The following is a 12,497-nucleotide window of genomic DNA, read 5'->3' on the forward strand; positions in this document are numbered from 1 at the left end:
ATTTTGTCATAATGCGCTGGCGTAAGTTTACACTTCAAGTGTTCAATTTTTCTCATCATTAAAGGATAGAGCAGTAGCCAGAGCCACAACTTTACCTTCGGAATTAGTCACCTTAATTCTATAAACTGAAGTGGTTCTACCCGTGGACTCAGGCCAAGCCTCAGCTAGAAGTAAATCTCCCGGTTTCACTACTCTCCTATAATTCACTTCGACGTTTAACGCAAAAGCTTTTCTCTCTTGATTACTTATGACCTCGAAGGCTGCGTCTATCAAGGAGAAGATCACAGCCCCGTGTACCGTACCATGAATGTTCATGTGATCGGATCCGGTCTGCATAGACATCTTTACGTATCCCATACGTTCTTCCTCTTTCTTAATTCCTAACCTTTCAACGAAATTCATGATTAAATTGCTCAACACCAGGTTATAAAGGGAACTATTTCAGTAATTTTTTATAACTAATGTAATATACATTTAAATAGTTGTTAATCTGTAATTATTAATCATGGACAGAGTGCTCATTTCGAGTGTTCAAGATTTTGCGAGGAAGGAGATCCAGGTTCTAGCTGAGAAAATAGATAGGGAGGATTACTACCCCAGGCATCTCATAACTAAAATGGGAGATTTAGGGATCTTAGACCCGTTATATAGCGGAGCAAGCGTCTACGATTCTATGTTATGTCTAGAGGAGATAGCTAAGGTTAGCGGATCTGTTGCGCTGATTCAGGACGTTCAGGGGGAGTTAGTGAATTCCCCACTAAGGACTTTCGGTCACGATTTAGACGACTTAATAGATGATTTAGCCAAAGGGAAGAAAATAGGCTCTTTTGCTCTAAGTGAGCCTTGTTGCGGTTCCGATACCAGATCAATGAAAACCAGAGCTGAGAAGGTAAGCGGAGTGTGGAGAGTTAGCGGAGAGAAAATGTGGATTACTCAAGGGATGTACGCTGATGTGTTTCTAGTCGCTGCGAAGACAAGTGAAAAAATAGGCACGTTCTTAGTTAGAGAGCAAGACTGCGTTGAAAGGGAGAAGATCGAGGTTTCAGGCAACAGAGGTACAGGGACTGCAAAGATTAGGTTAAATGAATGTGAAGCGGATCTCATTGGAGGTTGGCAAGTTACAAAGTACGCCCTATCAATTGGTAGGATTGCGATCTCGGCCATCGCAATAGGTCTCGCACTGGGAGCTACGGAGGAGGCTTACGGTTGGGCAGAAGAGAGGACTGCCTTCGGGAAGAAGCTCCTAGAACATGAGGGAGTTCAATGGATGTTCTCAGATTCTATAGCTGATCTAGAGTCGGTAAAATCGCTCTTAGATGTCACATGTAAAGCGTTTGAAAATAACTGGGAGATGGCTGAACCCCTAATCGCCGCATTAAAGCTCGTCTCCTCTAAAATTGCAAACAACGTAGTTGACAGAATGGTTCAAATAATGGGGGGTATGGGTTACGCTAAATCGACAAGGACAGAGAGGGCATACAGAGACGTGAGGCTTACCAGAATAGGAGAAGGAACGGATGAAGTTCAGCGCCTAATCCTATCTAGGCATTTACGTGAGATGATTAATAATACATATAATGCGATAGAATAGTTTAAATTTTTTCTATCCTATTTTTATTGTGTTCACAAAGTTAGAAAAATTTATATAGTTTTTAAATATAAATAATGATTGTGATAATGTGGTAGGAGTTGATATAGTAGGTGTGGGCTGGTTCGGATTCTCACCTAACGTGCACGATCACTCGTTCAGAGAGATGATGTTTGAGGCAGCAACGAGAGCCTTCCAGGACGCTGGAGCGATGAACCCGAGAGAACAAGTTGACGCGTTCATCTCGTGCCAAGAAGATTTCTGGGAAGGCATATCTATCTCAGACGAGTTCGCCCCTGACCCTATAGGGGGTTCTATGAGACCTACTATGACGGTTGCAGGAGACGGAATAGAGGGATTGGCTCACGGTGTGATGTTGATAAAAACTGGGATAGCTGATGTGGTCGTAGTCGAATCGCACGCTAAGCCAAGCGATATTCTTACTTTCAATAAGATAGTAGAACTTGCTATGGACCCGATCTACTTAAGAGGGAGAAAAGTGGTGAACTACCATTTCATAGCAGCTCTTGACGCTGTAAAGTACATGCGTAGGACTGGAATAAGTAGAGAAGACCTAGCGTCTGTGGTAATTAAGAACAAGGGTAATGGATTGAAAACTTCAAGGGCACCTTTCTCCTCTAGGCTGTCTAAAGAGGACGTGATGTCTCAAGAAGTTATCGTTTATCCGTTCACCGACGTGGACATAGCTAGACCAGTCGACGCAGGGATAGTGGTTATCTTAGCCTCAGATTCTTTCTCACGAAAGTTCAACGATACACCTATAGCGATAAAAGGGATAGGATACGCCACAGATAGTTCTAACTTTGAGTTGGCCGCGTTAGGCGAGGCCAATTACATGAGAGTGGCCTCATCGATAGCCTATGACATGGCCAACATTGAATCTCCTTTAAAAGTCTCTGGAATCTTCGTAGATGATAGGTATAGTTACAAGGAACTAGAACATCTGGAGGCTTTAGGAATCAACGAGGTGGCTGAAAAGTTGAAAGAAGGTTACTTCCATCAAGGCAGTTACCTGCCAGTTAATCCGTTTGGAGGGCACTTGGCCAAAGGCTATCCGCTGGAGGCGGCTGGATTGTCCTTGGTCCTTGACGCGGTGGAGTACTTAAGGGAGGGAGCCGAATCGGCCATAGTTGGTAGTTGGAGAGGGATTCCAACTTTCACTGGGGGTACGGTGGTGTTAAGCAGATGAGAACCAACCTTAAGTTTAGAAGAGTGGCTGCGATCGGAGCAGGCTTGACTGAATTCAGAAGGAGAACTTTAGAGACGCCGCAGGAGTTAGCTTGGGAGGCCTCAAGGAAAGCATTAGACGAGGCAGGTTTGGAACTTAGGGATATAGATTGCGTGGTTATCGGTAGCGCTCCTGATGCGTTTGATGGGGTACACATGAAGGGAGAGTACTTATCTCACGGCTCAGGTGGGATAAGGAAGCCCACAAGTAGAGTCTACGTTGGAGGGGCAACAGGTGTTATGACTGCAATATCGGGTTGGTATCACGTCGCAAGCGGGCTCTGTAAGAATGTTCTAGCGGTAGCGGAGGAAAAGATGAGCCCAGGAAGACCTCATCCTCAGGCTGTATTTAGATATATTTGGGATCCAATAACAGAGAAGCCGCTAAACCCCAACCTAATCTGGATATTCGCCATGGAAATGCATCGATACATGTATGTGAATAAGGTAAGCAAAGAGGAGATAGCGCTAGTGTCAGTTAAAAACAAGCGAAATGCAATCAATAATCCGTACGCACAACTGGGAGGACAGATCACCGTGGACGACGTTCTTAAAAGTGAAGTTCTAGTGTGGCCAGTTCAGCTTTTGGACGTGAGTCCTGTAAGTGACGGGGCAGCAGCGATGGTGTTCGTTGAGGGGGACATCGCCAGGAGATACACGGACACACCGGTCTGGATAGAGGGAGTGGGCTGGACATTAGATAACACCAGTTGGCCAGATAGGGAGTTAGCTTATCCTAGATATCTAGAGAACGCTGCTAGGATGGCTTACACAATGGCCGGAATAGAAAGACCGCAGAAAGAGATAGACGTTATTGAACCTTACGATCCCTTTGATTATAAAGAGTTACATCACATAGAGGGCTTACTGTTGGCCAAGAGAGGAGAGGCCCCACTTTTACTTAAGGAAGGCTTCTTTGATGTCGATGGCGATATACCAAGTAGTCCCTCGGGAGGTCTTTTAGGTGTAGGAAATCCGATCGCTGCCGCCGGTTTAATGAAGGTAATAAGTATCTACTGGCAACTTAAAGGAACTGCAGGAAAGATGCAAGTGAAAAGGCCAGTTCATACAGGTTTAGCTCAAGCTTGGGGTGATCTTATGCAGGCTTCGACAGTGATAATCATGAGGAATTGAGGTTGAAGGGCATGGTTCATTCGTTAAAAGAAGGAGAAATTAAGCAACACCCTGTTGTAGAGTACAAGCCTGAGGCCAAGTATTCCTACACTGCTGGTCAGGCCTTGAGCCAGTTCTTACTTGGGTTGAAAAAGGGTAAGATCTTGGGGAGGAAGTGTCCCAAGTGTGGAAGAGTCTACGTCCCACCTAGGATGTACTGTGAGGATTGCTTTTATCCCACTTCAAAGTGGGTGGAGGTCAAAGATGAGGGAATAGTTATGACAGCCGTGGCTAGTTTCATCTCGTGGACTAGAGACAGACTGGAAGAGCCGGAAATAGTTGGTACTATCAGGTTACTTCCTTCTTCAGCCAAAGATTACGTTTACCCTGGTCTGTTCCATAGAATTTGCTGTTCGTTTGATGATGTTAAGAGCATGAACATATTTGGCAAGAGAGTTAAGGCTAAATGGAAGCCAGAGAACGAAAGGGAAGGTAGCATAAATGACATAGAGTGCTTCGAGGTGATCTAGACGAGTTGGGATAAAAGAGGAAAGGAAAGCGAACTGCTGACATGGAAGGACGTAATGGAGGTAGAGAAGTACGTGTACACTCTAGGTATGGATGGTGAAGAGTTCTTACTTGGGTTGAAAAAGGGTAAGATCTTGGGGAGGAAGTGTCCCAAGTGTGGAAGAGTCTACGTCCCACCTAGGATGTACTGTGAGGATTGCTTTAGGCAAAACGATAGCTACGTTGAGGTTAGCGAACCTTATTTAGATAGCTTTACAGTTATCTACTATGACGATGAGGGGAACAAACTGGAAAGTCCATTGGTTATAGGGTTAGTTAGATTCAGAAACGCTAAAGGAGGTCTATTGGCGATAGTAGATGGGGTGCCTGATATTGGTAAAAACGTTGAAATTCTTGAATACGATATCCCACTTAGAGTTAAAGTTTCATAACTCTATCGAGAAATCTTTAACCGCTTGGTTGGCACTCAGGTCAAGGAGGAAGCTAAGATGAGCTGGAAACCCGACAAGGATTGGTTAGAGGAGAGCAACATAGGTAGATGGACCATAGAGAGGGGACAGAGCTTATCGCAATTTGAGGAGTCAACCTGGAGTAAGCCGGAAGTTTTTTGGGAAGAATTTCTAAATGAGATTCGACTCAATTTCAGGGACAGGCCTTACAAGATCTTAGATCTTTCTCTTGGGAAAAAGTGGTCCAAATGGTTCGTAGGTTCGAAGCTTAATGTAACGGACCAACTCGAGGATTCCTCTCGAACCATGGTAGCATCAATGAATGAAGAGGGAGAAGTTAAGGAGTTGTCAAGTCATCAAGTGCTCAGCTGGTCTAAGTCAATATCAAGTTGGCTCAAGAGAGTGGGATTAACTAGGGGAGATAGAGTCGCAGTGTACATGCCTATGACTGCTGAAATCGTCCCCATAATTCTAGGCATAGTTAGAGCTGGAATGGTTGTTGTTCCTCTGTTCTCAGGTTATGGAATCGAACCAATAAGGGTTAGAGTTAACGACAGCGGTGCCAAGGCAATATTCACTGTAGATAATTACACCCGAAAGGGGAAAACGATTGAGTCCTTTAGGAACGTCGATGAGCTCAACGTCATAAAGATTGCAATTAAAAATTACCATGAGTTAAAGGACTATTACGATTTTAAGGAGGTTATAAAGGAGGGAGGAGACGGATATGAGATCACGGAGTCTGAAAGTCCTCTCATGATAATTTACACTTCAGGTACTACAGGAAAACCTAAGGGATGCGTTCACGTCCATGGCGGATTTCCGATAAAGGCTGCAGCCGATATGTATTTTCACTTTGACGTTAGGAAGGATGAGACGGTTACGTGGATTTCAGATATGGGCTGGATGATGGGACCTTGGCTTTTGTTCGGATCTCTTCTGCTCAGGGCTAAAATATCATTACTTGATGGGTACGCTTCACCGGAGGCCATTGACGGATTGATAAACACAACAAACGTTAAAATTCTTGGGCTCTCGGCTAGCTTAATAAGAAACCTTAGGTCCGCTAGCCCAGATATGAAAGTCAACGTGAGGATTGTGGGTAATACAGGCGAACCGATTGACCCAGAGAGTTGGAAATGGATTTTACAGGCTTCAGACGCGCCGTTAATAAACTACTCAGGTGGAACCGAGATATCCGGAGGGATCCTTGGAAACTACGTAATAAAGGAAATGAAACCTTCCTCCTTTAATGGGCAATCTCCCGGAATAAGGGCTGATATCTTCGATGAGGAAGGTAAATCTTCGCCTCCCTTTAAGGAAGGGGAGTTAGTAATACTAAGCGTATGGCCAGGAATGACCAGAGGGTTCTGGATGGATCCTGAGAGATACATATCCACGTACTGGTCCAAGTGGGAAGAAGTTTGGGTACACGGAGATCTAGCCATGAGAGATGAAGACGGGTACTTCTTTATAATTGGGAGAAGTGATGATGTAATAAAGACTTCAGGGAAGAGGATCGGTCCAGGGGAGATAGAGTTTGTACTTAATTCACATCCTTATGTTATAGAAAGCGCGTGTGTGGGGATACCTGACCCGCTAAAAGGGGAGAGGATAGTTTGCTTCGCAATACCAAAAGGACTAAAGGAAGGACTGGAAGCCGAGTTGCTAGAATTCTTAGAGCGTAAACTTGGTAAGGCTATAGCTCCCTCCTCAGTAAAGCTAGTACCAGAGCTGCCTAAAACAAGGAACGCAAAGATCATGAGAAGGCTTATCAGAAACGCGATACTAGGGAAGGACTTGGGGGACACATCCTCACTAGAAAATCCTGGATCTCTAGATTTCATAAAAAGAACGTTTACCTAAAACTTAGTCTATCTCGTTTAAATATAGCTGTTGACTACGATCTTTTTTTAATGAACACGTGAAAATTTTAATACATAAACAAAATCCTGATCTGGGGACGTGTATCTCTAGGATCCAAGCATGGAAATTGCACGTGCTAATCACTTAATGCCACACCTAGGATTAATGTGTCGGCCTTTAAGGGAAACAATTTCTCCATCCAAGAGGAGGCAAGAGATGTTAGGATAAAGGACATGGATTCGATCTCATACTTGGCAGAACCCTCAACTGATATCTCAATATATTACCTTTTATTTTCTAAACCAACTGTAAACGATAAACTATATAAGATAGCAGATTTCATATGGGTAAGTAGATGGAGTCAGTTTCACGTGATGAACAAAACAAAACCGTATGTCCTATAGTAGAGACAATAAAGATTATAGGGACTGAGGCCAGATTGCTGGTTTTAAGATATCTCTTTGAAGGTCCAAAGGGATTCAATCAACTTCTAAAGGAATCTGGGCTGAGTTCGAAGACCCTTTCGTCGACGCTAAAGTTTATGGAGGAGACTGGGATCGTAGAAAGGAGGATAGTTAGCACCCGACCTTTCAAAGTAGAATACGTTTTAACGGCCAAGGGTAAGGAACTGGAGGGAGTTTTTAAAATGATGGGAGACTGGGGTAAAAAGTGGGCCGTCAATCAAAACTAGGCTAGCTTTATTTTCCTTCCCCTTATGATGTACCAAGTTCCTAATCCCTTTGCTCCCAACTTATTCTCGCTGTCGGTAAACTCTATATCAACTACAACTGCAGTATTTCCCTTTCTTATTATCTTGGCTTGACAGATGAAAGGGCCTTTATACATAGGCTCCAGGAAATTCACCTTTAACTCTTGTGTCACCTGGTCATCACCATCGTTAACGCTAGCTACAACTATACCTCCGGTGAAGTCCATAACGGTCATTATCATCCCTCCGTTAAGAACCCCGCCTCTCCTAGTTATCTCATGTTTGTATGGAACCTGTACGATAGCTCTGTTTTCTTCAATGGATATTATCTTAGCTTCTAGCATTCTGAACACTGGATCCCCTTCTTCTAAATATAACTGTAAATCTTTAAGCGAATGAAATTTCATAGAAGGCAATTGTAGAAGCTTTTTAATAAACATGACGTGGTTTAATAACTTTGAGTTTTCTCGTTAATATATATTGTATTACAGTAATATATTCTTATTGATTAATAAGAGATTACAGTGCTAAATTCTCTATATTAATCTGTAGGGCTAAAGCTGACAATTGAGAAAGGAGCACAATACAATACTGCGAGTCCGTAAAATCTATTAACATAATTAAATAATTATATACGGTCAAAATTAACGTAAATTTCTCTGTTTTAAGTATCCATATTTCTTTATTTTAATCTCAATAATGTTAGCGGAAATTCCAAATTATTATGTTGCACCTCGAAAGAATGTTACTTAGAGTAACTTGCTTGCCTGCAATTTTTAGTAAAGACACCCTCTCATACAGAGATATTATAGAAAATCTAAAAATTAAAAATGAGTTAAGTGAATTTGCTACTTCCTTCTCTTGATCTCAATTCTTGAAAACGGATAAAGCAGTGCTGTAGCTAATGAGAGCCAGTACACATATGTGGGGTACATGACGAACTCTATTTTGACTTGCTCACCTTTAATGTTAGAGCTAATAGTTTCAGTACCGAAAAAGAAGAGAGGGTAGTTCATTGGTACATCAAAAAGTTGTGGAATAAAATTAAATAATACATATAATATTACAGGATCTAGAAGATACAGCACGGGTAACCAAAACATAGTTGAATAGATTTTAGGATTACCTCTGGCTGCTTGTACTGCGTAGCTTATTAGAATTACAAAGACATAAATTCTAAACCCTGTCAATAAGAAAGTAATCACGTCGGACAATATCAACCTATCACCTAGAAACGTTATCAAAATTTGGAAAGGAGAGTCCTCCACCCTAATTATGTCTCCAGCATTGTAGTACCACCAAGGTAACGGAATCACGGTAACTACAGTCGCTAGAATGTAATATAAGGTGGTGATTTTATACTTCATCTAGATATTCACGCTCTGGGTGAAGTTAACTTTTCCTAATCCTAGAAATAAAGTAATGTTTTCCCTGTTAGTCTTCTCTAGCGAGAAGAACCCAGTTGTATTATTAATAATAAAGGTTAAGTTCCCTGTGCTCATAGGATCGATTTTAACTGGCCTCTCTAGGGTAACGTAATCGCCTTTAGCGTTATATGCATACATTGAGATGTTAAACGGATTGGTTATAGACATAGTCAGATTGCTTTGAGAAAGCGTAACCTCTATCTTAACGTCGCTGATAGAGTTTTTCAATTCTATTAATTGAGTAGTTGAGGTTAAAAATAATGATCTCATGTTTAAAAGCAACGCTGTAGCCAAGATAAAAGTTAACGCAATCAATGCCGCCGAGAGCTTAACGCTGTCCACACTCGATCACGAGAATTGCCCTTTTAAAAATATAAACTCGAGTCACGCTCACATTTAAACTAGCAAAGGTCAGAGACATCAGTCTTAGACAGCATTGACCTTATCCTTTTAAACCCTTTAAAGCTGTGATTCCTAAGTCCCCCTGTCATACCTCTTGGTATGTGCATCAACTCGTGAGTCACTACATAGACTTTATCATAACATGTTAAGTTATCGAATCTTTCCGATATTACTTCTACAATATAGAATTTTTCAGTATTTAAAACGAATCTCCATTGGCTCGGCAAGGAAAAGGTCCTAGCGTAAGCTCTGGATCGAGAGCCGCTGCTCCTTATGAACTCGATTTTACTCAAATCTATTCCCATAGCTAAGCTAGTGTTTAGAGTTGCTGCCATTTTCCTAACGTCTTCCGCAATGGTGAACCGCAACTTAGAATAAAATAACATGTTTCCCTTTTTGATTTTTCTTTAATTTTGATAATATAGTTCAATGAAATCGGTATTAACTCATAGTTAAATATCTTTTATATTAGATTTACAATGCCCAAAATCTAGAAAGGTTTTTATTTAACCAAGTAAATATTGATGTTATGACCTTTCCAGGTACAAGTAAGATTAGAAAAGCCCTTGAAATAATCAGGGGGCGTTATACCATAGACGGAGCTGGGGTAAAGCTGTATAGAGTTTTTGGTGGGCCCAGTACAACAGAATTAACCGATCCTTTCCTACTTCTTGATTTCTTTGGCTCAAAAGATCCTAAAGACTATGTGGCTGGATTTCCTTGGCACCCTCATAGGGGAATCGAAACTGTTACTTACATGTTAAAGGGTAGAGTAAAACATGAAGATAGCACAGGAAATAAGGGAGTGATAGATACGGGAGATATACAATGGATGACTGCAGGGTCAGGAATATATCACCAGGAGATGCCAGAGGTTAGTCCTGACGGTGAAATGAGAGGATTCCAGCTATGGCTTAACATTCCTAGAGAGAAGAAAATGATTAAACCTAAGTATAGAAATCTTAGAAAAGACGGAATACCAGAGACTGTGCTAGATAACGGGGTCAGAGTAAAGGTAGTCGTTGGAACTGCTGGAGATCTTGTGGGTCCGATTAAGGACACATTAGTGGACGCTCAATACCTGGACGTATATATACCTCCTGAGACTACTTTCATGCATAACATCAAACAAGGCTACACCTCGCTAGTATACGCCTTCTCAGGAGAAGGGATAGCTGATCCCAGCGGACAAAAACTCATAAGGGAAGGAGAACTAGCCGTATACGGCAGAGACGGAGAACTTATATCTATTAGAGCCAAGGAAAAACCTTTAAGAATACTAGTTCTCTCTGGAAGACCTTTGGAAGAGCCCATAGCTTGGTACGGACCGATAGTAATGAACTACGAGTACGAAATCAGGGAGGCCTTCAGGGAACTCGCGGATGGTACTTTTATTAAGAGTACTGCCGATACGGTAGATTATGAATAATTTTTTTAATTTTTTTCCCGTTATAGTTAAAGATAAGTTCGTCACTCTGCGCTATTTTCCTGTCCGAGACGACTATGAGTACACTTCTACCCAGTTCCCTTTTCACCTTTATTACGCTTCTTAAATCCAGGTTAGCCTTCTCCTCCGACAATGCCTTAAGGTTATCTACTAGAGAAACCACGGACTCAGCGTCGGATATAGGAAATATCCTAGAGTTATCAAATTCCACAATGCTGTTGTCATCCATTATAAAGACCACATCAGCAATTCCGAAAATTTTTAGAACATATTTGACGAAATTAAATATTTTAGCGTTTCCTATCCTACTGTTCAGGTCTATAGCTATTAACGGCCTTAACATGAGGGTTACCAGGTTTAGATATTTATATAACTTTTCCAGGCAGAGGCTTACAACTTGACCTTTACTCTACAAAGGGGTGCCTTTGAATCATAGTTGAATTTAAAAGAAGGCACTTAAGTTTTATCACGCATCAAGAGCCTTTTATTTAAGACTTTGAGCTGTAAGAATTTCATCGTTCCAAAACTTCATGAAGAAGACGACACTGGTTATAACTACAGGCACAGTTAGTAAGCTGAAGGTTAACGGTAATCCGATTATTTCAGAGAGATAGCCAACTACGGCTGGAACTGCTATGAAGAGGAAATTGTTATACGCCAGAAAATACGAATTGACAGCGTTCCTCTCCTCCTTAGATGTCGCCCTTTGGATCATTATGGTTGACATAGGAAAGACGGATCCGTGAGGTATCCCTAGTAGTGCCATCAATAACAGAAACGCTGAGTAGGATGGAGAGACTATTGTACCTGCTAACGTAATCATAGTTATTAAGACAGAGATGAGCATAGGTACCCTAAGGGATTTGAAAGGTCTTATACTCATGTACAGCCTCGTTAAAAAGGACAATGTAAAGAAAGGTATGTACGCTGAATATGCCAGATCGTTAGGGACGTGGAACCTCTCAATAGCTAGTATAGTGAGGAAAGCGGTAATAGCTGCGAAAGGGACGTTGTAAGTAGTAATCGCAAGTATCGAGGACGATAATCCTTTGTTTCTTAAAGCTCTCGAACCGCTTATCTCCTTATCCGTATCGGGAAACCTTACTGTCCACGATAGTATGAATGCTATAACCGCAATCGGAATGAAAGCCAGAAATACGAAATTGTATTGAAACTTACTTAAAATCAAGGTCTCATAAAGAGGACCAAGTATTAGGCTTACGCTAAGGCTAGCAGAGTAAATAGCTAGCAGCCTTTCTGCAGTTTTTCTATCTTCCACTAAAGAGGCAGCAGTGATTAGATTTGGCATTACTAACCCAAACGCTAGACCAATCAATGCTGAGAAAATCCATATGGTAAAGCTGTTAGATAGATAAAAGAGCGGAAGTAACGCAAGAATAGCCAAGTTGGAGACTATGAAAACCTTTCTTCTTGTAGATGACTTGAGGCTAGGATTAAGATATGACGTGGCGAATAGGGTTGCAACGAACATCAAGCCTGTAACTACACCGACAAGAGAATTTGAGAACCCTAGTTCGTATTTTGATAAGGGTCCTACTGTAGTAGTCACCATATTGTTTGTAGACCTAGCAGCTATCGTCATCAATGAAAGCGTTAAGGCCGTATATAATATGGAAAGGTTTCTCCTCAATTTGATCCCTCTTACATCTCTATACAACTTAAAAAACTTGATATAAGATTAAACTTTTTAATAGGTATA

16 protein-coding genes are annotated in these 12,497 nt (G+C 41.6%); 9 read left to right on the plus strand and 7 right to left on the minus strand.

Annotation, left to right across the window (positions count from 1 at the left end; all coding sequences use genetic code 11):
* Positions 1–42 precede the first annotated feature (42 nt).
* A complete protein-coding gene (locus MCUP_RS08475) occupies positions 43–402 on the minus strand; it encodes a PaaI family thioesterase (protein ID WP_013738396.1) in 360 nt (119 codons plus the stop codon).
* A gap of 103 nt (positions 403–505) precedes the next feature.
* Between MCUP_RS08475 and MCUP_RS08480 the strand changes: the two genes are divergently transcribed.
* The 8 genes from MCUP_RS08480 to MCUP_RS08510 all read left to right on the plus strand — a co-directional run bounded on the left by MCUP_RS08480 (position 506) and on the right by MCUP_RS08510 (position 7,483).
* Entirely contained in the window at positions 506–1,591 is a 1,086-nt protein-coding gene (locus tag MCUP_RS08480; RefSeq protein ID WP_013738397.1) for an acyl-CoA dehydrogenase family protein, read from the plus strand.
* Between the two features lie 88 nt (positions 1,592–1,679).
* The gene (locus tag MCUP_RS08485) at positions 1,680–2,798 is read left to right on the plus strand and encodes a thiolase domain-containing protein (protein WP_013738398.1); all 1,119 of its coding nucleotides are present in this window, start codon (positions 1,680–1,682) and stop codon (positions 2,796–2,798) included.
* Positions 2,795–3,970, plus strand: coding sequence for a thiolase domain-containing protein (locus tag MCUP_RS08490; RefSeq protein ID WP_013738399.1), 1,176 nt, complete (start codon positions 2,795–2,797; stop codon positions 3,968–3,970). Before MCUP_RS08485 ends, MCUP_RS08490 begins: the two co-directional genes overlap by 4 nt.
* A gap of 11 nt (positions 3,971–3,981) precedes the next feature.
* Positions 3,982–4,479: a Zn-ribbon domain-containing OB-fold protein gene (locus tag MCUP_RS08495; RefSeq protein WP_013738400.1), complete on the plus strand. Its 498-nt coding sequence runs from the start codon at positions 3,982–3,984 to the stop codon at positions 4,477–4,479.
* 54 nt (positions 4,480–4,533) lie between these two features.
* A complete protein-coding gene (locus MCUP_RS08500) occupies positions 4,534–4,908 on the plus strand; it encodes a Zn-ribbon domain-containing OB-fold protein (protein WP_013738401.1) in 375 nt (124 codons plus the stop codon).
* 57 nt (positions 4,909–4,965) lie between these two features.
* Positions 4,966–6,792 (plus strand): AMP-binding protein, encoded by a 1,827-nt coding sequence (locus MCUP_RS08505; protein WP_048057785.1) that lies wholly within the window; start codon positions 4,966–4,968, stop codon positions 6,790–6,792.
* Between the two features lie 167 nt (positions 6,793–6,959).
* Complete coding sequence (locus tag MCUP_RS09970; protein ID WP_013738403.1) at positions 6,960–7,196, plus strand: hypothetical protein; 237 nt, start codon at positions 6,960–6,962, stop codon at positions 7,194–7,196.
* A complete protein-coding gene (locus MCUP_RS08510) occupies positions 7,148–7,483 on the plus strand; it encodes a winged helix-turn-helix transcriptional regulator (protein WP_013738404.1) in 336 nt (111 codons plus the stop codon). The genes MCUP_RS09970 and MCUP_RS08510 overlap by 49 nt, the downstream gene beginning before the upstream one ends.
* Here MCUP_RS08510 and MCUP_RS08515 read toward each other — a convergent pair.
* The 4 genes from MCUP_RS08515 to MCUP_RS08530 all read right to left on the minus strand — a co-directional run bounded on the left by MCUP_RS08515 (position 7,480) and on the right by MCUP_RS08530 (position 9,716).
* The gene (locus MCUP_RS08515) at positions 7,480–7,908 is read right to left on the minus strand and encodes a PaaI family thioesterase (protein WP_048057786.1); all 429 of its coding nucleotides are present in this window, start codon (positions 7,906–7,908) and stop codon (positions 7,480–7,482) included. The two genes, MCUP_RS08510 and MCUP_RS08515, sit on opposite strands and share 4 nt — an antisense overlap.
* A gap of 441 nt (positions 7,909–8,349) precedes the next feature.
* Positions 8,350–8,868 (minus strand): hypothetical protein, encoded by a 519-nt coding sequence (locus tag MCUP_RS08520; protein ID WP_013738406.1) that lies wholly within the window; start codon positions 8,866–8,868, stop codon positions 8,350–8,352.
* Positions 8,869–9,270, minus strand: a complete 402-nt coding sequence (locus MCUP_RS08525) for a hypothetical protein (protein WP_048057633.1) — start codon at positions 9,268–9,270, stop codon at positions 8,869–8,871. It abuts the gene before it with no gap.
* 59 nt (positions 9,271–9,329) lie between these two features.
* Entirely contained in the window at positions 9,330–9,716 is a 387-nt protein-coding gene (locus MCUP_RS08530) for a putative metallopeptidase (RefSeq protein WP_013738409.1), read from the minus strand.
* Between the two features lie 143 nt (positions 9,717–9,859).
* On the opposite strand from MCUP_RS08530, the gene MCUP_RS08535 reads away from it, so the two are divergent.
* Positions 9,860–10,759, plus strand: a complete 900-nt coding sequence (locus tag MCUP_RS08535; protein ID WP_013738410.1) for a pirin family protein — start codon at positions 9,860–9,862, stop codon at positions 10,757–10,759.
* Here MCUP_RS08535 and MCUP_RS08540 read toward each other — a convergent pair.
* Both MCUP_RS08540 and MCUP_RS08545 read right to left on the minus strand, forming a co-directional pair.
* The gene (locus MCUP_RS08540) at positions 10,725–11,120 is read right to left on the minus strand and encodes a hypothetical protein (RefSeq protein ID WP_013738411.1); all 396 of its coding nucleotides are present in this window, start codon (positions 11,118–11,120) and stop codon (positions 10,725–10,727) included. The genes MCUP_RS08535 and MCUP_RS08540 overlap by 35 nt on opposite strands.
* A 141-nt stretch (positions 11,121–11,261) precedes the next feature.
* A complete protein-coding gene (locus tag MCUP_RS08545; RefSeq protein ID WP_048057787.1) occupies positions 11,262–12,380 on the minus strand; it encodes an MFS transporter in 1,119 nt (372 codons plus the stop codon).
* Positions 12,381–12,497 lie beyond the last annotated feature (117 nt).

The organism is Metallosphaera cuprina Ar-4 (assembly GCF_000204925.1).
In the GTDB taxonomy this organism is placed as follows: domain Archaea; phylum Thermoproteota; class Thermoprotei_A; order Sulfolobales; family Sulfolobaceae; genus Metallosphaera; species Metallosphaera cuprina.